Source organism: Streptomyces sp. NPDC007205, from assembly GCF_040634095.1.
In the GTDB taxonomy this organism is placed as follows: Bacteria; Actinomycetota; Actinomycetes; order Streptomycetales; family Streptomycetaceae; genus Streptomyces.
This window is the reverse complement of the sequence record NZ_JBEYEW010000058.1, coordinates 1-20,226: the sequence shown is the minus strand read 5'-3', so window position 1 is coordinate 20,226 and position 20,226 is coordinate 1. Positions and strand designations below refer to the sequence as shown.

Below are 20,226 nucleotides of genomic sequence, written 5' to 3'. Positions count from 1 at the left end.
CCGAGGGTGTAGCCGAAGCCCGGCTCCAGCGGCTCGATCACGAACCGGGAGCGGAACTCGTCGACGACCTCTTCGGTCAACGAGGGACGCTGAGCAATCAGCACAGGTGTTGCCTCCAGTGGTTTGGCGCCGCCATGTGACGCCGTAGACACCACGAAGGGTACGGGGTATGCGGGCGATACGGTCTCCGCAGAGGCCGAATCGCCCGCATCGCCAACCCCGCGAGGAGGTTTCGAGCCTCCCTTCCGCTCGCCGACCGCGCTCGTGCCGGAAACCCCAACCGGGGTCCGGGCCATGGCCATGGCCGGCGGCTGGGGACGTGTCTGCCTGGCCCCAGGCGCACGTCAGATGAGTCGCCTCCGGGGGCCGAAAGTGTGACGACCACCAACTTTGTGTTTGGTGCCGCCAACCGGCGCATTAGGGCGTCGGTCGGGCGGGGCACCCGTCGGCATGCGTCTCGCGGTCGAAGCTCTGTGGGGAACCGTCGGTCGGCAGTGTCTGTGTGCCTCTGTCGTGTTCGTCCGCGAGTGGGGTGAAGGCGACGTCCAGACGGGTGAGCCCGCGGAAGTTGAAGCTGCGCTGCCACTGCGGCGCGGTGCCGTCGAGGAGCAGGCCCGGGAGCCGGGTGAGGAGTGCTTCCAGGACGATTGCGCCTTCCAGCCGGGCCAGCGCCGCGCCGAGGCAGAAGTGCGGACCGTGCCCGAACGCCATGTGCCGTCCGCCGGGCCGTTCGAAGTCCAGCACATGGGGATCGGGAAACACGGCCGGATCCCGGTTGGCGGCGCCGCACACGAGGAGCACTGTCTGCCCTTCGGCGACGGTGCGGCCCGCCAGGTCCAGGTACTGCGGCGCCCGGCGCAGCATCAGCTGTACGGGAGCGTCGTAGCGCAGGAGTTCTCTCGTGGCCGGCGATCAGAAGCGGGACGCAGTTGGCGAGGAGTTCGTCGAAGTCCTGGTCGGACTTCTCTGCCTGTGCGGTCAGCAGTGCGCGCAGGGTGGGGGGTCGGCGGCGTGTCCTGGCGGGTGAGGAGTTCGCGGAGGTAGGTGAGCATGTGCGCCATGCTCTGTGAGGCCGCGCGGTTGCCGTCGGCGTCGAGCCGGGAGTTGCCGATGGCTTCGGCGATCGGCTCGGACCAGGAGGCGAGAGTGGTGCGGTCCTGCTGCGGTACGTCGAGGAGGTCGCAGATGATGGTGAGTGGCAAGGGGCGGGCGAGGTCCGCGACGATGTCCATACGCCCGGTTGGCGCCGCGTGGGTGATGATCCGGTCGACGGCTTCGACGATCCGGGCGCGGAGTGCCGCTTCTGCCCGGGGGGGTGAAGGCCCTGTTGATCAGCGCCCGCAGACGGGGGTGGTCGGGGGCGTCGCTGTAGAGCATCTGCCGACTCAGGACTCGGGCCAGCGGCCGCAGTTCCTCGGAGACGGCCTCGATGTCGGGATAGCGCACCGAGGACAGCCTCGGATCACTTGCGGCGCTGCTGACTACTGCGTGCCCGGTCGCGATCCAGGCCCCCAGGGGGTGGTCCCAGAAGAGGCCGTCGGCGCTCCGCAGCTCGTCGTAGAAGTCGTAGAGGTGCTCTTGGACCTGGGGCCGAAGGGCCCGCAGCAGCGATGAGGATGTGCGCATCATCCGATGTTGGTGATCTGCGTCGGAGTGCAAGGCCTCGTCGACGTTCTTCATCCAGACGTTGGATGTGGGCTGGTCGGCCGCGACGACGAACGGTTCCACTTGTTCGTTGGAGATCTTCCGGCGAGCACCGGGTTGTGGCTCGTCGCGCAGGCAGTCGATGTCGGCCACAGCGGGCGCGCCGGAGTGGTATCAGTCGGCGAAGCCCTCGCCACTTTTGGCTCAACGGAACCCGCGGATCGGATCAGCCGTCTCGAACCGACGGCTCCGCCCAGGTGTCCATCTCTTGCTGATCACCGCACATCGGCGGGTGCAGTTGCCACGGTGGCAGTCCTGAAGGAAGGCCCCTCCGGCAGCGTCCGCATGCCCATGGGGACTTTGTTGGGCGCGGGCTTTGTGGTGGCCTGTATGGCAGACGTTGCGAGTGCTATCTGTCGGCAGCCCATGGCTGGAGTCAGGAGTGCTGTCCCTGGCGCCCGGCCTGGACGGGCCGCAATCCCAGCTATGGCATCTACCTGTGGCAATACCCGATCGCCCGCCTCCTGGCCTCCCTGGGGTGAAGGACGGTCGGATGTCGGCCACGGTGGTGCTGACGACCGTGACGGCTCTGCTGCCGTACGCACTGGTTGAGACCACCTTCCTGCGCAGAGGTCGGCGAGTCCGCTCGGCGCCTGGACGCTGCTCTGCGGTGAGCACCCCGACGGCAGCACCTCCACTGACGTGACCCATAGCCGACTGTGGATCGACGTGTGCGACTTCGGCGGGTCCAAACGGCGGACGATGCCAGGCGTGCACCGACAGGGCGGGCGTTGGTTGCCGTGTTATCGCTAGCGGCTGCCGCTACACCGGTATAGCGTGGTGATCAGCAGTCGTGGTTCCGAAGTCCCGTTCGCCCGTGATCGCGATCACGGGCGTTCTTGCTGTTCAGCGCCTCTCCGGACCAGGGCGATCACCTCCCGGGCACGCAGGGTGCGAGCCCGGTTTTCCCTCGAAGGAGAAGGTCATGGCCAAGGGCACAGTCAAGTGGTTCAACAGCGAGAAGGGCTTCGGCTTCATCGAGCAGGAGGGCGGCGGCCCCGACGTCTTCGCCCACTACTCCAACATCGCCAGCCAGGGCTACCGCGAGCTGCAGGAAGGCCAGAAGGTGGAGTTCGACGTCACCCAGGGCCAGAAGGGCCCGCAGGCGGAGAACATCCGCCCCGCCTGATCCCGCAGCCTCGGTAAGGTCCGGCTTCCCTTGGGGGGCCGGGCCTTTCCCCGTGGACGGGCCATATGGCCGTGACCGAGCCGACGACCACGCCGATGGTGGGGTTGTGGGTGGCGATCACGCAGGCGGCGGTAATCACCACGACGGTGATCGCCATGACGGTGATCGCCATGACGGTGATCGCCATGACGGTGATCTCCCCGGCGGACATCCGCCGAAGTGTCTTGCGGCCCGAAGGCGCTGCACAGCACCATCAGGTACGAGCCGGCCAGGAACCTTGCCAGCCGGGTGCGGGCACCCGACACCCGTACGTTGATCATCGTCTGGCCGATCATCGCGCAGTCGACCATCACGCCGAAGCAGCCGGTGACGATGCAAGAAGGCCTGAGGCCGTCATGGCCGCCGGCGCAACGCCTCGCCTTGGGGTGGCGGGCGGCTTGGCCGCGGCGACCGGGTCCTCGCTCAACACCGCGGCCGGGCTACGCGAGGCTGGAGGGGGGGTGCGGGCCTCAGACGCGCTGGGGGTGCCGTCCGTGGTGTCGGTGCAGGCCGGCGCCGGTGTCGGGATCGCTGCCGGGGTTGTTATCGGGGCCGGTGTCTCCTGCGGTGTGCGGACCTTCCGCAGAAGGAGGGGGCGGGGCGGTGGGGCGTTGGTGGGCACCGCGCAGCCATGAGGTGGACCATCGCGAGGCCGATGAGCCAGCTGCCGGTGCGCTGCTCACAGCGCCGAAGCCGTAGGTCCGTCAAGGGCAGGTGTGGCAGACATGGATCTTCCGCCAACTTGAAGCCGCAGGTCACAGGGCTGGTGTGATGGTCTTCCGGGGGGCTCACGCTGGTCGCGGGCGGAAGTCTGCGAAGTAGATCGTCTGGCGGAGCGGTCGTTCCGCTGATTTCAGGTCAGGAGCGGTGCCGGATGCGGTCCAGGTCTGCGTCCAGAACGGCCAGGTCGCGGTGGTCTCGAAGCTGCTGCTCGCGCGCCCAATCGTCGAGGTCGACTTTGTGAGCAGCCCGCACGGCGTCGAGGCTGACGCCGGTGAGGGTGGCGAGGAGGCCCATTTTGATGTCGTCGAGGCCGTTGTACCGGTTGGCGGGCGCGTAGATTGCGAGCGGCGTCGGCTGCGGACTCAAATCCGTTCGCGGTGAGCCTCTCGTAACAGCCAGCGCCGGCACGGGGGTGTCTTGGTGTTCCCAGGCGGGGTCCCCGTTGTCATACTCGGGGTCTCCGGGGCCGGCGCCGATGATGGGCATGGGCGATCTCTTTCCAAAGCTCAGCTGGGGTATACGGGGTCTGCTTGGTCTCGGTCTCGGTATTCCGCTCGTCTTCCGTCCCTGAGCGTTTGACTTCACGATGGGGAGGTTTCCTGCTCGCTGAGTCCGGGCGGCGTTCTACGATCCGGTGCGTGCTGGATCCCGAGCTGCTGAAACGGGTCACCGCGCGGCGCGCGGAACTGGACGAACTCGAAGAACAGCTGGCCAAGCAGTTGGCGGAGGTACGGGCCGAGCGGGATGAACTCGCCGTCGCTGAGCGAGCCTTGAGCGGGTGAGCGAGCAGCTCGCCGACGAACGCGCCTCGGCCGCGCCGACGCCCGGACAGGTGGGTGGACAGGCCGGGACCTCCGACCGCACCGCAGCCATCTGAACCGCAGTCCACCAGTGGGCCGACACGGCCTCACCCGCTATCACGCACCACCTCGTAAGGCGACCGATCGGGGAGACGGCGCTCGCGCCCCTGCGGTAGGAGGCCGGCAGTGGCCACAGGTCGCCGGCCTCTCGCGTGAGAAAGAGTGGAGTCCTGCGGTGCACTTCCCCCCTCAAGGGCAGCGAACAGTGCTGCCGTTGGTGGTGTGGTGACGTGGGCGGTCCGCGGAGTCGGCGTCCGTGGGGGTATCCAGGCGTTCCTGGTGAGGGCGGCTCTCGGCGTGCTGAAGGCGGACGACGGCGTCGAGCCCACCGCCGGGGGCTGTCTCCAGGGTGACCTCGCCACCGCTGGCACGGGAGAGTTGCCGGACCATCGGCAGGCCGAGGCCCGTGCCGTCGTGGTCGGCATCAGCGGCCCGCCAGAACCGGTCGAAGGCTCTGTGCCGTTCGGCTTCGGACATGCCGGGCCCTTGGTCGATCACATGCAGTTCGGCCACGAGTGGGATGCGGCTGCCTGCTCTCGGGGCGGTGGCGGTTGCCAGCGTGATGGCGGTTCCCGGCGGGGAGACGCGCAGCGCGTTGGAGAGCAGGTTGTCGATGATCTGCTCCAGTGCTCCCGGGACCGCCCACACGCGAACGGCTGTGTTCCCGGAGATGATGATGTCGACCTGCTGCTCGTCGGCGAATGCCGTCCAGATGGCCGCGCGATCGGCGACGACGGCGCCCAGATCGACCGCCTCCCGCCTGATCGCGGAGTTCTCCAGTCGGGCGAGCGCGAGCAGCCCCTGCACCATACGACTGAGCCGCTCCAGTTCCCCAACGGCCTCCTCGAGGCTGTCGTGAGCACAGGGGGCGAGGTGCGGCTCGAAATTCTCCAGGCGCAGGCGGAGTGAGGTCAGGGGCGTCTTCAGCTGGTGGGACGCCTCGGAGGCGAACGCCTGCTGAGCCTGGAGCAGGTGCTGAAGCCGGGTCGCGGTTCTCGTGAACGACGCGGCGAGCCGGCGTAGTTCCGGCGGCCCGCGATCGGCGGCCGGTGGATCGGTGATCCGGCCTTCGGCAAGTTGCGCCGTGGCGCGTTCCAGAGCCTGGACGGGACGGGTGATCGAGCGGGCGAGCGCGAAGCCGATCAGGGAGACGGCGGCCAGCACCCCGAGCCCGACCGCGGCGAGGAACAGCCAGGTGGCGTGGACCTTTGCCCTGAGCGTGCCCAGCGCATACACCGTTCGCACCACACAGGCGACCGTGGAGTTGGAGCCGCCCGGCACGGTGACGTAGAGGACTTCGCCGCCGGTGGACGGGTCGCTGCGGGTGCCGACGGCGGGCTGATCGCGCAGTGCGGTAGAGATGTCCGGCTCGGCGGACAAATCCCTGCCGACCAGGCCACGGGCAGCGGTGTCGGTGAGGACAGTGCCCTTGTGGCCGGCGACGAGCACGCGACTGCCGGTGCGCTGCCCGTACGCGCGGGCCAGTTCCGGCAGGTCGGCCGTCAGCCCGTGCTCCATCTTGTCCTCGCAGACCTCGGCGAGCGTCATCGCCCCCTGCTGCGCCGCATGGGAGAAGCGGGACAGCTCACTGTGCGAGTAGAGGATGCCGAACGGCACTTCGAGCGCGAGCAGGACGAACAGCATGAGGCTCAGATGGCTGAGCAGAAGGCGACGCGTCACCGGGGCCCTCCGCCGTGCCCCGAATCCGCGATGGACGTGGCGTCGGCGTGTGCCGGGGGCACCAGGCGGAAGCCGATTCCGCGGATGTTCTCGATCCAGGAGGAGTCACCGAGTTTGCGGCGCAGCGCGGCGATGTGGACGTCCAGGGTCTTGGTGGGGCCGAAGAAGTTCGGTTCCCACGCCGTGTCGAGAATCTGCCGGCGGGAACAGACGGCTCCGGGGTCTTCGGCGAGACAGACGAGGAGGTCGAACTCCTTGGGCGCGAGGGTGATGGGCGCCCGGTGCAGGTGTACCTGCCGGGTGCGATGGTCGATGGTCAGCGGGCCGATCCGCTGGATGGGGGACGTCCCGGGTTGTTGTGCCAGGTCGTCCGAGGTCTGCGGCTCTTCATGGCGGGTGTCCGGCACAGGGGGTCGGGCGCGGCGGGTGACGGCACGGATCCGGGCGACGAGCTCCCGCACGCCGAACGGTTTGGATACGTAGTCGTCCGCGCCCAGCTCAAGACCGAGTACCCGGTCCACCTCGTCGTCCCTGGCAGTGATCATGATGATCGGCACGGACGAGCGGGAGCGGAGGGCACGGCAGACGTCGATGCCGTCCATGTCGGGCAGCCCCAGGTCCAGCAGCACCATCTCCGCCTCCGGCGCGGCGAGGCCGTCGGCCCCGTTTCTGGCGTGTTCGACGGTGAATCCGAAACGGTGCAGTCCCTCCGTCAACGGTCCGGCCACCCGGTCGTCGTCCTCGATCAGCAAGACACGCATGCCGAAAGGCTCACAGACCTCGGCCGAAGAGTGTGGCGCAAACGCCGTAACCTCCCCCGAGCCGGTGATCTTCCACGGTCGGCGTAACCGTTGAAGCGCGGTGCGATGACGACATCCAGGACATGGACAGCGGGGAGTAAGCCGCGAGTTAAGGCCGCGAACGGCGATGTCAATCCCGCAGGTGACAGCCGAAAGCCGAGTCAAGGCCGGCCCGCATGACATGAGAGTCCTCTCGTGCAATCGGCTGGAGGTGAGGAAGGGAAAACGCTTCATCGGAGGAATCCGGGATCGGCACTGTATGTGCTCTGGCATTCCGCTTGATCGTCTTCCCGTAGCGTCGGTTGCCTGGCCGGTGCCGCTGGAGCACCGCGCGGCAAGCGCCCCCACGAGCACCTGGGATGCCTCATGCCCATTGATGAACTACGCCGCTCGCGCCCGGACCTGGCGGAGCCCTTCACGACCGCGCTGCCGGGAGCCCGCGCCACCGTGCTGAGCCGGCTGTGGGGCGCTTTCGTACGAGAACCCCTGCCCGGCGTGACCGGGCATCGCCGGGAGTCCGACGCCGTGGTGGTCAAGTTGCAGCGCGGTGGCTCGCTCGCGGCGGCCGAGTCCAGTGCGCGGCCGTTCGCCGAGGTGCCCGACGACTTCGCCGTATCCGGGCCGGAGGGACCGGTCAGTGGGCCGGTGGAACTGCTGGCTCAGCTGGGACTGCGTACCCCCGCGGCGGAGCGACTGGCGGCCGAGCTGGACAACAGCGTGGTCAACCTCGCCCTGGCCCGGGCCGCGAACGCCGGCGGAAGGGTCCCGCTGAAGGACTCGGCGGATGCCGAGCAGGCGGTCATCGACGGACACCCGCAGCATCCCTGCTGCCGGACGCGCACCGGCATGTCGATCGCCGACGTGCTCGCGTACGCTCCTGAGCACCACCCGGTCGTCCGGCTGGCGCTGCTCCGTGTCCCGGCCGACCGCTGGCAGGGGGCCGGCGACTGGCCGTGGCGATTGCGTGACGGCGACACGATCCTCCTCCCGCTGCACCCCTGGCAGCGAAACCACATGCTCGCGCACCACCCCGACCTGGCCGTCGCGGAGGAGACGATCCGGGCCCGGCCGTTGCTGTCGCTGCGTACCCTCGCCCCGCTGGATGTCCTGCCGGGCTGCCACATCAAGACGGCGCTCGACGTGCAGGTCACCAATTACCGGCGCACCATCTCCCCGGCCGAGGTCGCCGACGGGCCCCCGCTGTCCGACCTGGTCGCGGCCGTCATCGACAAGGCTGGGTATCGCGGCAGCCTGCGCGTCCTGCGGGAGCTGGGCGGCGGCGCGGTGCGCGTGGACGGACAGCCCTCCGAGAGCCTGGCCGCAATGATCCGGGAATCGACCGAGTGCTACCTCGACGCCGGAGAAATCGCGGTTCCGCTCACCGCCGTCCACGCGACCGGAGCCGCTGTGGTGTCGGGTGACCCGGTGCGATGGCTGGCGGACTTCGCGGGGCTCGTGTTGCCGCCCGCGCTGACGTTGCTGTCCATGGGGGTGGCGCTGGAGGCCCACGGCCAGAACACCCTGGTCGTACTGCGGGACGGACGGCCGGTGCGAGTGCTGTACCGGGATCTGGATGGTGTGCGGGTCGGTCCACGCCGCCTGGCCCGGTGCGGTTTCACTCTGCCACCGTTGCTGGGCACCCGCGCGGGAGACGACGTGGACGCGTTGCGCACCAAACTTTTCGGCGGCCTCATCAGCGGGGTCTTCACCGAGTTGGTCGCCGTCCTCAGCAGGACAGGGGCGGCCGACCCCCGGTCGCTGTGGGGCGCGGTGGCCGAGGTCGGCCGCCGGGTGTACGCCGGCCTGCCGGACCAGGAGGACGCGGCGGCGTTCTTCGGCGACACGATGCCGCTGAAGGCGACCGTCGCCATGCGCCTGGCCGAGAACCCGGGCAAGGCCCAGTGGACGCCCGTCCCCAACCCCCTGGCGCTGTGCCGTTGATGCCCTGCACCGACTGCTGTCCCCCTGGAGAGACCGTATGAACACCGGCACTGCCACCCACACCACCACGATCGGCGCAAGCACGCCGGCGGCGACAGCCGACACCGTCACCGCCCATACGCTGCTCAACTGCCTGATCCGCGAGGTGTCAGCCCCCGAACATCAGGTGACGGTCGACGACGACCACCTCCTGCTACGTCTGCCTCGCCGGGGCATCCTGCTGCGTTCCCCGCTGCGCAGGGCCTCGCTGATCGGAGCCCACCGCTTCCAGGGCCCGGTGCAGCGGCTCGACAACGACGCCTGGGTGACAGTCGGCTGGAAAGAGCTGGCCGGATACATCCAGGACGAACTGGAACTGCGTACGGGTGTCTCCAATGAGGAGTTCCTGAGCCAGGTCGCCGACAGCCGTGAGACGATCCGCACCGCGCTGGAGGAGCGGGCGGGCGCCTCGGCGGACCCGGATCCGTACGTTGCGTCGGAGCAGTCTCTCGTGTTCGGCCATCGCTTCCACCCCGCTCCCAAGGCTCGCACCGGTGACCCGGCGGACTGGCTGGCGTACGGCCCGGAGACCGGCGCGCGGTTCCGCCTGCGCTACCTGGCCGTGCGCCGCCATCTCGTATGTCAGGAGGGTGAGTTGCGCGAGATGGACGCGCTGTGCCCGGCGTCCGATCCGGGATTCGCGATACTGCCGGTGCATCCCTGGCAGTACCACCTGCTTCAGGGCCACGACCGGCTACGGGAGGCAGGGGCCGTCGGTGATGTCGTCGACACCGGAGTGAGCGGACCGGAGCTGGTGCCGACCGCATCGGTGCGCACGCTCTACGACCCTGACAGCGACACCTTCCTGAAGTTCAGCCTGAACGTCCGTCTGACCAACTGCGTCCGTAGGCACGCCAGTTACGAGCTGTCCGGTGCCGTCGCCCTCAGCCGCCTGCTCCAGCCCGTCTTCGCCGGACTCGCGGGCCGCTTCCCCGGGTGTGCGCTCCTGGCCGAGCCCGGCTACCGCACCCTCGACACCGCCGGCGACACCGCTCTCCTGGAGGGCCTCGCCGTCATCGTCCGCTCCGGCCTGCGCCACCATCTGCGTCCCGGGGTGACACCCCTGCTCGCCGCCGCGGTGGCGGACGAGTACCCGACCAGTGCGGGCCACGTCTCCCATCTGCTCGCCCGTGGCGACGGGGACGTCCTGGCCTGGTGGGACGCGTACCTGCGACTGCTGCTGCCACCGGTGCTGACCGCCTACTTCGAACACGGCGTCGTCCTGGAACCCCACCTGCAGAACGTCGTCGTCGGTGTGAACACTGACGGTACTCCGGCGCAGATGCTCTTTCGCGACCTGGAAGGCACAAAGCTCCTGGCCGGGCAACACCAGCGCAGCCTTGCCGACCTTCCGGAAGACGTGCGGGGTCCTCTCACCTACGACCCCGAACGCGGCTGGAACCGGGTCGCGTACTGCCTCCTGGTCAACCATGCCGCCGAAGTGCTCAGCGCCCTGGCCGACCTCGACCCGACGCTGGAACCCGCCCTTTGGGGCCTGGTCCGCGACCACCTCGACGCCTACGCCCGCACCGCTGCCGAACCGCCACGCCTGCGCGCCCTGCTGTCCGGCGTACCGCTGCCCGCCAAGGCCAACCTGCTGCTGCGCTGGGCCCGCCAGGCCGACCGGCATGCCACCTATGTCCCTCTGCCCAGCCCGCTCGGCGCGGACTTTCCCCGGGAGGTGGTCCGGTGAGGCCCGCGCTGCTCGACCACGTCGGCCGACTGAGCGACGAAGACCTGCCCGCGTATGTCTACGACCTCCCGGCCCTGCACGAGCACGTGCACGCGATCCGGGCCGCACTGCCGGCACGCGTCGAGCTGCTGTACGCGGCCAAGGCCAACTCCGATCCCCGGATCGTGCAGGCCCTGGCCGCGCACGTCGACGGATTCGAAGTGGCCTCCGGCGGCGAACTGAACCACGTCCGCGGGCTCGTCCCCGAGACGCCGCTCGCCTTCGGAGGCCCCGGCAAGACGCAGACAGAGCTGGTCCAGGCACTGGAGGCCGGAGTGGAGCGTCTGCACATCGAGAGCGAACACGAACTGCGTCTCCTGACCACCCTGCTGGGCGACCGGAGCGCCGACGTCCTGCTGCGCGTCAACCTACCCGTCGCCATGGGCCATGTCGCCCTCGCGATGGGCGGCCGGCCGAGCCCCTTCGGCATGGATCCCGCGCAACTGGACGACTGCCTGGAGCTGATCGCCTCCGACCCGCGCATCCGTCTGCACGGCCTGCATCTCCACCTGGCCAGCGGTCTCCGGGCCCAGGCCCAACTGGCCCTGATCGACGAGATGCTGACCTGGGCTGAAGCCTGGGCTCACGAACGCGCAGTAGACCTGGCCGAGGTGAACGTCGGAGGGGGAATGGGCGTCGACTACACCCACCCCCACAAGGTGTTCGACTGGTCCGTGTTCGGCGCGGGACTGCTCCGGATCCTGACCCGCCACCCTCGCCTCACGCTGCGGATCGAACCCGGCCGCTCGGTCACCGCGTACTGCGGCTGGTATGTCACCCAGGTCCTGGACATCAAGTTCAGCCGCGGGGAGGCGTTCGCCGTGCTGCGCGGAGGCACCCACCATCTGCGAACCCCTGCCGCGAAACAGCACGACCAGCCCTTCGAGGTGATCCCCGACGATGTCTGGCTCCGGCCCTGGGACCGACCGGAGGCCCGTAACGAGCCGGTGACGCTGGTCGGACAGCTGTGCACGCCCAAGGACGTCCTGGCCCGCCGCGTCACGGTCGAACGGCTGCGCGTCGGCGACCGGGTCGCCTTCGCCATGGCCGGCGCCTACGCCTGGAACATCTCCCACCACGCGTTCCTCATGCACCCGCACCCGACCTTCCATCACGTCCACGATGCGGAGGTGTCCGTCCCGGGCACATACGCCCATCGGATGTCATGAGCGCGGGCTCCCGCATGCCGGTGACGGCCACACTCGCCGTCCGGAACTTCCGCCGCTACCTGCTCGGGCAGCTGACCTCCAACATCGGCACGTGGATGCAGCGCGCCGCCCAGGACCTGCTCGTCCTCCACATCACCGGCAACAGCGGCAGTGCGGTCGGCGTCGTGACCGCACTGCAGTTCCTGCCGCAGACCCTGTTCGGCCTGACCGGAGGCATCCTCACCGACCGGTACCCCAAGCGACGGATCCTGCTTGTGACCCAGACGGCCATGGGAGTGCAGTCACTCCTGCTCGGACTGCTGACCGTCACCGGCGCGGTGAACCTGCCGTCCGTCTATGTGCTGGCTTTCGCCCTCGGCACCGCAACCGCCGTGGACAGTCCCGCTCGTAACGCGTACATCTGCGAGCTGGTCGACCGAGAGCGCGTGGCCACCGCGGTCAGCCTGAACTCTGCCCAGTTCAACGTGGCCCGCGCCGTCGGCCCCGCCCTCGCCGGCCTGACCGTCGCCGCCTTCGGCACGGGCCCGGTGTTCCTCGCGAACGCGGCGTCGTACCTGGCCGTCCTCTACGGCCTGGTCATCATCCGTACGGGCGACGCGCCGGGCCCCGGCCGCCCCCGACCGCCCGGCCGTACAAGACTGCACGACGCCTTCCGCCACATCACCTCCACCCCGGAACTGCTCTTGCCGATCAGTGTCATCGCCTTCGTCGGCACCTTCGGCCTCAACTTCCAGGTCACCATCTCGCTCGTCGCCATCACGGCCTTCCATACGGGACCGGCCGCCTTCGGTTGCCTCTCCGCCGCGTACGCCGTGGGCAGCCTCATCGGCGCGATCTACGGGGCAAACTGTGACAAGCCCCCCACGGCACGCCGTCTGATCTCCACCACGATCGTCTTCGGGGCACTGGAAGCCGCGCAGGGCCTGATGCCGGACTACGGCTCGTTCATGGCCCTGCTGATCCCCACCGGCTTCGCCGCGGTGATCGTGACCACCACCGCCAACGCGCTGACCCAGCTTCATGCCGACCCACACCTGCGAGGCCGCGTGATGTCCGTCTACTTCCTGGTCCTCCTCGGCGGCACCCCCGTCGGCGCCCCGCTGGTCGGCCTGGTGTCGGACACCCTCGGGGCCCGCTCCACCCTGGTCCTGGGCGGCATCGTCTCAGCGTCCTCCGCACGCGCGCTCTCCGCCTTGGTCTCAGGCCGCATCCAACGACGTACCCGCATCACAGGAGCGGCCTCCGTCACCAGTTCACCTTTCGCCTCAGCCCAGCCGACAGGGGAGCGGCAGCCCGACGTCTGACCGTGAGGATTGCCGTGGCACCGCCCGGGTCTGCGGTGGCTCGTCAGGCGTGTGCCTGACTACCTTGACATGCAGCTCTCTGGGGACAAGCGCTGGCAGGCTCAGGTACTTGGCCATGGCGAGTGGCGACATCGCGCCAGACAGCCTGGTGACACTTCCTATAAGGGGTGTCCTATCGACGGTCGGCCACCTCGCTTCTCATGTAGGAGCGTTGAGGGTTCGCCCTACTTTCGGGCCCGGCGACCGAACGTGGGCCGCTGCCTGTTGGTTACCAGGTGTGTGACCAGGCGTCGTCGTGGAGGTAGAGGGTGGGGGTACCGTCGGGTTCGATGCCGTGCCGCCATAGCTTCCCCCATACGGTGTCGGTGCGGTGGTGGGGATAGGCGGCGTCTCCTCGATCGAGAGCTTCGCGGGCGATACGGGCTGCTTCTTCGATATCCCGGGACTCGTATCGGAAGCGGGCGATGCTCGCCAGTGCTTCGGGGTGTCCGTAGGCGGCGGCTTCCCAGAGTTCTTCGGCGCGTTCTTTGTCTCCGGCTGCCTCGCGGTGCGCTGCCAGGTCGGCCAGCGTGTTGGTGAGCCCGTATTCGGCCGCGGCCCTCGCGTAGTGTTCCGCCTGCTCGAAGAGGGCGGCTTCTTCGCGCATCATGGCCAGGCGGCTCAGGCAGTCTGGGGCACCGTGTGCCGCGGCATGGTGAGCCAGATCGGATGCCTCCACGGTCAGTCCGGCCTCGCCGTGCCGGATCGCGATGTCGGCGAGGGCGTCCGGCTGGCAGCATTCGGCGGCTTCCAGGGCCAGGGCTGCTGCCTGCTCGTAGTCGGCTGCTTCGGCGGCGGTGAAGGCGAGGTCTGCCAGGGCCCTACAGGTCAGATGGTCCGCAGGCCAACTGACGCTGTCATCAGACCCATCGTATGCCGGGAGGCGTACGTCGAGACCGGGGCCGGGTGGGGGCCAGGGCAGTTGATGGGCGCGTTCGACCAGGAGGCGGGCGTGGCGCAGCCGCCATCGTGCTGAGGCAGCGGACGCCAGAGCGCTGACATCGGTGCGTCGTGGCAGATGCCGTAGGGCGGCGTCCCAGAAGGAGGCCGGCGGGCATATCTGACCGCGGGTGCGGCGGCCGTGCTGCTCCATGTAGTCGGCCAGTCGGTAGGAGTCTTCGCGTTCGCTTCCGGGGCTACGGTGTGTACGCCTCCGCAGGGCTGTGTTGCCGTGGGCGGTGCGCCCCGTATAGGTGAGGGCCTGTTCGAACCAGTCGTCGTCCAAGGAGCTGAGCTCTGATTCCGACAGGTAGCCCATGGCCGCTTCTTCCAGGAATGTTGAGGGCAGGTCCATGCCACATCCCAGACGTCGCGCGTCCATAGCGACGTGGAGGAGTGCACGGGCGCCCGCGCGCGCCAGCGCGTACCGGCCCAGCCGCACCAGGCGCCCCTCGGCGAAGGCGCTGCGTACGGCGGGCAGGCGGCGGACGAGGGCGAGCTGCCAGGGGTGGGCGGGCAGCAGGCGGGTAGCCGGATCTTGCCTCGCCCAGGGCGTCGAGGGCCGTGGTATCGCCGTCGTCGATCACTACGTCCTCACGCACGCCCAACAGGGGGAGTGGGAAGAGGTCCGGCTCGGGCAGGCACATTCCTGTGTCCTGGTGCTGATGGGTGTGCGCGTGGACGGCACCAAGGAGCTGATCCCGCTGGCAGAGGGGCTGCGTGAGGCGGCCGAGTCGTGGGCCGACCTGCTGCGTGACTGCCGCCGCCGGGGCATGCGCGATCCCGAGCTGGTCGTCGGGGGCGGCCCAATGGGGCTGTGGAAGGCGCTCGCCGAGGTGTTCCCGGCCGCCCGCCACCAGCGGTGCTGGGGCCGCAAGGCTCGCAACGTCACGAACGCCCTGCCGAGGTCCGCGCAGCCGGGCGCGACGAAGGCGATGCAGGAGATCTACAACGCCGAGGACCGCACGCACGCCGGGAAGGCGATCGAGGCGGTCGCGAAGACCTACGGCGCCAAGTTCCCCAAGGACGTCGCCAAGATCACCGACGACCGCGACGAACTGCTGGCGTTCTACGACTTCCCGGCCGAGCACTGGATCCACCTGCGCACCACGAACCCGATCGAGTCGACCTTCTCCACCGTCAAGCTCCGCGCCAAGGTCACCCGCGGGGCCGACAGCCCGGCCGCAGCCCTGCGATGGTGTTCAAGCTCGTCGAGTCCGCGCAGGCCCGCTGGCGCGCGGTCACCGGAGCCCACCTCGTCGCCCTGGTCCGCGCGGGCGCCACATTCGAGAACGGTGTCCTGGTCGAGCGCGCAGAGGTCACCGCTGCCTGACCACACGTCACTCGATCCACCATCCGACAGCTGCCCCAGGAGGGTCAGAACCATGGCCAGAGGCCAGATAAATCGGCTCATCGGAGCCCTCTTCGGGCTCATCTTCATCGAGGCGAACGCCGGCGCCTTGCCGTCGAGCGTCGGCATCCCCCTGCGCGTGCTCGCGATCGGCGCGTTCCTCGGGCTGCTTGTCGCTCTTCGGCGCGGCCACGTCTCCATGCAGGTCGCCCCGGCGCCACGACAGGGCTTCGGACGACGCTACTGGACCGTGGTGGCCATCGAGGCCGTCGTCGGACTGACAGGGATCATGCTCATCAATGGCCTGCTGCGCGCCCCGCTGGCGACTGTGCCCTGGATCGCGCTGGTGGTCGGGCTGCACTTCTTCGGGCTCTCAGCCGTTTGGCGGCTGGCCGCGCTCGCGTGGCTCGGTGCAGCGATGTCGGCGTGCGGAGCCGCGGGCCTGGCAATGGCTGCTTGCGGTTCGTCCGCAGCGACCATCGCGGCTGTCGCCGGGGTCGCTCCAGGGGTCCTGCTGCTCGGCTCCGCCGTAGCCTGATCACCAGCCACGAGCCACGACTATTGACAATTACTCGGCGATCGCGGCGGTGGGTCCAGCGCATCAGTTGCTTCCAGCGTCTGTGATCGGCCAGGGCGTGCTCGACGGTGATGCGGTCGGATGAGTGGCCGTGCCGATCGCGTTCCCACTGTTCGACTCTGCCGGGCAGTGCTCCGGGGCGTGGCTTTCTGGGCGGGGTGAGTGCCCGGCCGGGATGGTCACGGCTCAGGGCCAGGTAGCCGTCGTCGAGCAGCACTTCCACCAGGTCGAAGTGGGGGAAGCAGCCGGTGATGCCAGCAGCGCGAACTGCGGTCGCATCGTGCATCCGTCCCGGCCGCAGGCCATCGGCCCACAGGGTGCGGCCCTGGCTGTCTGCGATAACGGTTGCCTTCATCGTGTTCTGCTTCTTCGTGCCCGACACGAATGCCCGCCTGCCGCCCCGGCCGGCGGCCGGCCGTCGGACCTGCACCTCGGTGGCATCCAACCTCAGCTCGACACCCTCGGCCTGGGCGTAGGCGAACAGGTCAGCAACCAACAACCCAGTTACACGCTCGTTTCACAGACCCCCACTCTCGCTGCCATCCGACATGCGTGAACATCAGCCGCACCGACAGCCAGATCGCCGAGGGCGGGTGCGGCTCACGCCCAGTCCACGGGGCGACGGTGGCTCGGAGGGGCGCGGAGGCGGATGAAGTTGTCGATCGCGATCACCGGAGAAAGCTACCGATGCCGAAACGAGGGAATCGGGCATATGAGCCAAGGGTGGCGGCCACCCGTTTGGCCGGTCAGGACCCCTTCTTGCCGTCAGACTCCGGGGAGGGAAGCCTCCGGTGGGGCGTGGGTATGGGCGATACGGGGTGGGCGTGACCGAGCGCGGTAGGGCCGACCGTGCCGCTCCGGGCGAGACGGGGCTGGGCGTGACGGACCACGGTGTCCAGCGCGCACGCGCGGCGGCGGAGGACCGGCCAGGCGGGCGACAGTACGGCGACGAGCAACGGCAGGACGACGGGCCGGCGCGTGCGGTGCCGCGGCACGTAGCCTGCGTGATGGACGGCAACGGCCGCTGGGCGCAGCGGCGTTCGCTCCCGCGCACGGCGGGCCATCGGGCCGCGGAGACCACCGTCATCGACATCATCGAGGCGGCCCGGGCCGCCGGCGTCGAGTGGCTCAGCCTGTACGCCTTCTCCACCGAGAACTGGAACCGTCCCGGCTCCGAGGTCGACTACCTGATGCGCCTGGTCCGCCGGGTTGTGCGCAAGCACGCGCCGCTGCTGCTGGTCCGCGGCATCCGCTGTCGCTTCCTCGGGGCCACAGACCCGCGTATTCCCCGGGAACTGGCCCGGGATTTCGACGATCTGGCGGCGCTGACCGCCGACAACCGGGGGATGACGCTGACCGTCGCCTTCGACCACGGCGGGCGCCGAGACATCGTCGAGGCCACCAGGTCGCTCATCCGCAGCGGGACGCCCGCCGACGAGGTGACCGAGCGGCTCTTCGCGGACCACCTGCCGTTCCCCGACACCCCCGACGTCGACCTCGTCATCCGCACCTCCGGCGAGCAGCGCATCTCCAACTTCATGCTCTGGCAGGTCGCCTACGCCGAGTGGGTCTTCCCCGAGGTGCTCTGGCCGGACTTCCGGGCCCCCGACTTCCTCGCCTGCCTGCACACCTACCGGCGCCGCGACCGCCGCTTCGGCGGCGTGCCGCCCCGGACGAACGGAGACCCATCATGACCACAGGAACCACGGGAACGGCCGACGAGACGCCCCTGTTCGGCCCGGAATCGCAGTTCAGCGCCTTCTTCGACGACCCGCGCTGGGCGCTGGCCATGATCCGCGCCACCGTGCTGGAGGCCGCTCACCCGCAGATCGGCGCCGCCCTCGTCGACAACTCCACCTTCGTCGCCCACCCCTGGCGCCGGCTGCGCAACACCTTCCTCAGTATGCGGCGCATGTTCGGCGCCGACCCGGTGGCACGCGAACGGGAGGCCGCGCGCCTCAACCGGCTGCACGCCCGCATGAGCGGCTCCGACTCCCGCGGTCGCACCTACGACGCGATGGACCGGGCGACCCGGGCATGGGTGGTCGCCACCCTCTTCGAGAGCGGCGTCACCATGTGCCGGCTGAGCGGCCAGCCGCTCGACCAGGACACGATGGAGCGGATGTACGCCGAGTACCGCACATTCCTCGCCGCGCTCGACGGCGACGCTGGGGAACTTCCCGAGGACCTGAACGACTTCTGGCGGTACTTCGACCGGATCGTCGAAAACGAGCTGGAGAACACCGAGGCGGCCCGCGTCATCCTCTACCGGCTCTTCGACCACCTGCCCGCCCCGGCACTGTTCGAGGGCGCGCCGACGCTGTGGGCGGCCGGCCGGGCTGTCGCCGGTCCCCTCCTCGGCGCTATCACCGTCGCCTCGCTCCCCGAGCCGTACCGGCGCCGGGCGGGCCTGCCCGAGATGCCCGGCGCTCCCACCCTCATGCAGGGCGCCTACCTCGCCGCCGGACTCGCCCGCTTCCTGCCCGAGGGCTGGATCAACGCCGAAAGCATCATCGAAGTCCTCTCCCTCTCCCTCTCACCTGGCAGCGACGACCCCCGCGCCCGGACCGTGACCGCCCTGCGCGCCCGCATGAAGCGGGCATCGGCCCTGCTTCGCCTCCTCACACCACTGAGCGGCGACGCCGACCCCACACCGGACCCGGCACCCGCGGCGGGCACAGGGGAAAGCCGACGCTCGGCGGAGCAGTTCTTCCGTCAGGTACTGGACCAGACCGGTGACGGCCACCTCGACTGGCCTGACCTCGCCGCCATGGCCCGCGAACTCTCCACTCGCCTCGACCTGGACGAACCCGAAGAGACCCGGCTTTACGACGCCTTCGCCGCCTGGTGGCGCGAACTCCAGGCCGCCCTTGACACCGACGGCGACGGCCGCGTCAGCGCCGACGAGTACGCCACCGCCGTCCCCACCCTCGCCGGACCCGCGCTCATCCGCGTCGCGGAGGTCCTCTTCGACGCCACCGACAAGGACGGCAGCGGCACCATCGACGCCGACGAGTACCGAACCCTCTTCCGCACCGCCTTCCACCGCGACCTCATCGCCACCGACGGCACCTATGGCCAAAGCGCCTTCGTGGGCGACTTCCTCTCCTTCATGTCAGGCCGCCGCACGAACACTCCGTACGACCCCCTCCTCGCCGACGCCTGACGAACTGGTGCATGTTGGCTGCCGCGGCTGCACGCTTCTGTACCCACGTCCCTCCTTGTGGCTCAGACGCCCGCGAAACTTCCACGAGCAGCAGGGCCGTAGGATTTACGGCATGCTCGTTGACCTGCTGGTTCCTCTGTCACCCGGCAAGGGCGAAGTTGTGCAGGCGGGCAATTCCGAGCATGGCGCGAAGACGTGTTCGACGCGGGCGCGGACCCTGCGGTGGGAATCGTTGTGTTCCTCCTGCCAGGCCGTCAGTTCGGCCTGGCCGCGCTCGCGGCGGTGCGGGATGACCAGGCCGGTGCCCCGGCAGCCGCCGTCCGCGATGACCGTGGTGCGGCCGACGGCGTCCTTCGCACCCGACAGCTCCCACGCCTTGCAGTCGTTGCGGATACCGGGCAGCGGCCGGCCGACCGCGACTACGAGCCGTGTGTCGGCATCGATCACGACCTGGTGGTTGGTCGAGTACCGGTAGTTCTTCGACTGCTCGGCCGCCTTGTGGTCGCGGGTGGGCACCAGGGTGCCGTCCACGATCAGCACGGTGTCCTTGCGGAACCGCTTGCGCTGCTGGAGGGCCAGCGCGGGCCCGAGGTGGTCGACGACGCGGTCGGCTGCCGACTTCGACACCCCGGAGGGGACCGCCAGTTGGCGCAGGGTCAGGTTCGTCCGCCAGTACGCGGCGACCAGCAGCACCCGGTCCTCCAGCGGCAGGCTCCACGGCCGGCCCTTGCGCACCGGGTCCACAACTCACGCCGCAACGCGGTGATCAGCCTGCCGAACTGGCGCGGGCTCAGCCCGGTGGCTGTCCAGGACGGCTCCGACGCTGTGATCACACCAACACAGCAAGATCATCTCATCCGTGACCAGCAGTTACGGGACAACCTAGCCTCGATCACGTTCTGAAGCCGCACCGGGCCGTCATCAGGGCGGGCCGGGAAGTGCTTCGGGGGAGGATCGCAAAGCCTTGCAGAAAACGCACAGCACGCGCTCCAAGCTCATACGCCTCGCTGCCGCCGTAGCAGCCATCGCCGCCA

Annotated in this window: 15 protein-coding genes and 6 pseudogenes; 9 read left to right on the top strand and 12 right to left on the bottom strand. The window is 69.3% G+C overall.

What is annotated here, in order from left to right; all coding sequences use genetic code 11:
• The 3 genes and pseudogenes from ABZ624_RS39165 to ABZ624_RS39155 all read right to left on the bottom strand — a co-directional run.
• Positions 1-104 (bottom strand): annotated as a pseudogene (locus tag ABZ624_RS39165) (DNA-directed RNA polymerase subunit alpha); the annotation flags it as partial.
• Between the two features lie 313 nt (positions 105-417).
• Positions 418-864 (bottom strand): cytochrome P450, encoded by a 447-nt coding sequence (locus ABZ624_RS39160; RefSeq protein WP_360099736.1) that lies wholly within the window; start codon positions 862-864, stop codon positions 418-420.
• Positions 864-1,232 carry a hypothetical protein gene (locus tag ABZ624_RS39155; RefSeq protein WP_360099734.1) on the bottom strand — a complete coding sequence of 123 codons (369 nt, stop codon included), beginning with the start codon at positions 1,230-1,232 and terminating at the stop codon, positions 864-866. The genes ABZ624_RS39160 and ABZ624_RS39155 overlap by 1 nt, the downstream gene beginning before the upstream one ends.
• Before the next feature lie 1,397 nt (positions 1,233-2,629).
• Here ABZ624_RS39155 and ABZ624_RS39150 point away from each other — a divergent pair.
• The gene (locus tag ABZ624_RS39150; RefSeq protein WP_014670069.1) at positions 2,630-2,833 is read left to right on the top strand and encodes a cold-shock protein; all 204 of its coding nucleotides are present in this window, start codon (positions 2,630-2,632) and stop codon (positions 2,831-2,833) included.
• Positions 2,834-2,897: 64 nt separating this feature from the next.
• Here ABZ624_RS39150 and ABZ624_RS39145 read toward each other — a convergent pair.
• Both ABZ624_RS39145 and ABZ624_RS39140 read right to left on the bottom strand, forming a co-directional pair.
• Positions 2,898-3,207, bottom strand: a pseudogene (locus tag ABZ624_RS39145) (sodium-independent anion transporter); the annotation flags it as partial.
• Between the two features lie 523 nt (positions 3,208-3,730).
• The gene (locus tag ABZ624_RS39140; protein ID WP_360099732.1) at positions 3,731-4,081 is read right to left on the bottom strand and encodes a hypothetical protein; all 351 of its coding nucleotides are present in this window, start codon (positions 4,079-4,081) and stop codon (positions 3,731-3,733) included.
• A gap of 152 nt (positions 4,082-4,233) precedes the next feature.
• Here ABZ624_RS39140 and ABZ624_RS39135 point away from each other — a divergent pair, with 152 nt between their 5' ends.
• Positions 4,234-4,377 carry a hypothetical protein gene (locus ABZ624_RS39135; RefSeq protein ID WP_360099730.1) on the top strand — a complete coding sequence of 48 codons (144 nt, stop codon included), beginning with the start codon at positions 4,234-4,236 and terminating at the stop codon, positions 4,375-4,377.
• Positions 4,378-4,644: 267 nt separating this feature from the next.
• Here the strand turns inward: ABZ624_RS39135 and ABZ624_RS39130 are convergent, their stop codons facing one another.
• The gene (locus ABZ624_RS39130) at positions 4,645-6,135 is read right to left on the bottom strand and encodes a HAMP domain-containing sensor histidine kinase (RefSeq protein ID WP_360099728.1); all 1,491 of its coding nucleotides are present in this window, start codon (positions 6,133-6,135) and stop codon (positions 4,645-4,647) included.
• Positions 6,132-6,896, bottom strand: coding sequence for a response regulator transcription factor (locus tag ABZ624_RS39125; protein WP_360099726.1), 765 nt, complete (start codon positions 6,894-6,896; stop codon positions 6,132-6,134). Before ABZ624_RS39125 ends, ABZ624_RS39130 begins: the two co-directional genes overlap by 4 nt.
• A gap of 405 nt (positions 6,897-7,301) precedes the next feature.
• On the opposite strand from ABZ624_RS39125, the gene ABZ624_RS39120 reads away from it, so the two are divergent.
• Genes ABZ624_RS39120 through ABZ624_RS39105 form a run of 4 tightly spaced genes read left to right on the top strand, consistent with a single transcriptional unit; the run spans position 7,302 to position 13,120 of the window.
• Complete coding sequence (locus ABZ624_RS39120; RefSeq protein ID WP_360099724.1) at positions 7,302-8,876, top strand: IucA/IucC family protein; 1,575 nt, start codon at positions 7,302-7,304, stop codon at positions 8,874-8,876.
• 37 nt (positions 8,877-8,913) lie between these two features.
• Positions 8,914-10,608 (top strand): IucA/IucC family protein, encoded by a 1,695-nt coding sequence (locus tag ABZ624_RS39115; RefSeq protein WP_360099722.1) that lies wholly within the window; start codon positions 8,914-8,916, stop codon positions 10,606-10,608.
• On the top strand, positions 10,605-11,816 hold the full coding sequence (locus ABZ624_RS39110; RefSeq protein WP_360099720.1) for a type III PLP-dependent enzyme: 1,212 nt from the start codon (positions 10,605-10,607) through the stop codon (positions 11,814-11,816). The genes ABZ624_RS39115 and ABZ624_RS39110 overlap by 4 nt, the downstream gene beginning before the upstream one ends.
• Positions 11,813-13,120, top strand: coding sequence for an MFS transporter (locus ABZ624_RS39105; RefSeq protein ID WP_360099718.1), 1,308 nt, complete (start codon positions 11,813-11,815; stop codon positions 13,118-13,120). Before ABZ624_RS39110 ends, ABZ624_RS39105 begins: the two co-directional genes overlap by 4 nt.
• Before the next feature lie 268 nt (positions 13,121-13,388).
• On the opposite strand, the gene ABZ624_RS39100 is transcribed toward ABZ624_RS39105, so the two are convergent.
• Positions 13,389-14,453: a hypothetical protein gene (locus ABZ624_RS39100; protein ID WP_360099740.1), complete on the bottom strand. Its 1,065-nt coding sequence runs from the start codon at positions 14,451-14,453 to the stop codon at positions 13,389-13,391.
• A 75-nt stretch (positions 14,454-14,528) separates the two neighbouring features.
• Positions 14,529-14,721: pseudogene (locus tag ABZ624_RS39095) on the bottom strand (IucA/IucC family protein); the annotation flags it as partial.
• Here ABZ624_RS39095 and ABZ624_RS39090 point away from each other — a divergent pair.
• Positions 14,722-15,431, top strand: a pseudogene (locus ABZ624_RS39090) (IS256 family transposase); the annotation flags it as partial.
• Between the two features lie 7 nt (positions 15,432-15,438).
• Here the strand turns inward: ABZ624_RS39090 and ABZ624_RS39085 are convergent.
• Positions 15,439-15,642 (bottom strand): hypothetical protein, encoded by a 204-nt coding sequence (locus ABZ624_RS39085; protein ID WP_360099716.1) that lies wholly within the window; start codon positions 15,640-15,642, stop codon positions 15,439-15,441.
• A 382-nt stretch (positions 15,643-16,024) separates the two neighbouring features.
• Positions 16,025-16,516: pseudogene (locus tag ABZ624_RS39080) on the bottom strand (transposase family protein); the annotation flags it as partial.
• A 493-nt stretch (positions 16,517-17,009) separates the two neighbouring features.
• Here ABZ624_RS39080 and uppS point away from each other — a divergent pair.
• Both uppS and ABZ624_RS39070 read left to right on the top strand, forming a co-directional pair.
• Positions 17,010-17,720, top strand: a complete 711-nt coding sequence (gene uppS, locus ABZ624_RS39075) for a polyprenyl diphosphate synthase (RefSeq protein ID WP_360099738.1) — start codon at positions 17,010-17,012, stop codon at positions 17,718-17,720.
• The gene (locus ABZ624_RS39070; protein WP_360099714.1) at positions 17,717-19,192 is read left to right on the top strand and encodes an oxygenase MpaB family protein; all 1,476 of its coding nucleotides are present in this window, start codon (positions 17,717-17,719) and stop codon (positions 19,190-19,192) included. Before uppS ends, ABZ624_RS39070 begins: the two co-directional genes overlap by 4 nt.
• A 139-nt stretch (positions 19,193-19,331) precedes the next feature.
• On the opposite strand, the pseudogene ABZ624_RS39065 reads toward ABZ624_RS39070, so the two are convergent.
• Positions 19,332-20,025: pseudogene (locus ABZ624_RS39065) on the bottom strand (transposase).
• Between the last annotated feature and the right edge of the window lie 201 nt (positions 20,026-20,226).

Excerpts from the sequence above, each read along its gene's own strand:
- ABZ624_RS39160 (WP_360099736.1), bottom strand. The coding sequence starts at position 864 with ATGCTGCGCCGGGCGCCGCAGTACCTGGACCTGGCGGGCCGCACCGTC.
- ABZ624_RS39155 (WP_360099734.1), bottom strand. The coding sequence starts at position 1,232 with ATGGACATCGTCGCGGACCTCGCCCGCCCCTTGCCACTCACCATCATC.
- ABZ624_RS39150 (WP_014670069.1), top strand. The coding sequence starts at position 2,630 with ATGGCCAAGGGCACAGTCAAGTGGTTCAACAGCGAGAAGGGCTTCGGC.
- ABZ624_RS39140 (WP_360099732.1), bottom strand. The coding sequence starts at position 4,081 with ATGCCCATCATCGGCGCCGGCCCCGGAGACCCCGAGTATGACAACGGG.
- ABZ624_RS39125 (WP_360099726.1), bottom strand. The coding sequence starts at position 6,896 with ATGCGTGTCTTGCTGATCGAGGACGACGACCGGGTGGCCGGACCGTTG.
- ABZ624_RS39120 (WP_360099724.1), top strand. The coding sequence starts at position 7,302 with ATGCCCATTGATGAACTACGCCGCTCGCGCCCGGACCTGGCGGAGCCC.
- ABZ624_RS39115 (WP_360099722.1), top strand. The coding sequence starts at position 8,914 with ATGAACACCGGCACTGCCACCCACACCACCACGATCGGCGCAAGCACG.
- ABZ624_RS39105 (WP_360099718.1), top strand. The coding sequence starts at position 11,813 with ATGAGCGCGGGCTCCCGCATGCCGGTGACGGCCACACTCGCCGTCCGG.
- ABZ624_RS39100 (WP_360099740.1), bottom strand. The coding sequence starts at position 14,453 with ATGGACCTGCCCTCAACATTCCTGGAAGAAGCGGCCATGGGCTACCTG.
- ABZ624_RS39070 (WP_360099714.1), top strand. The coding sequence starts at position 17,717 with ATGACCACAGGAACCACGGGAACGGCCGACGAGACGCCCCTGTTCGGC.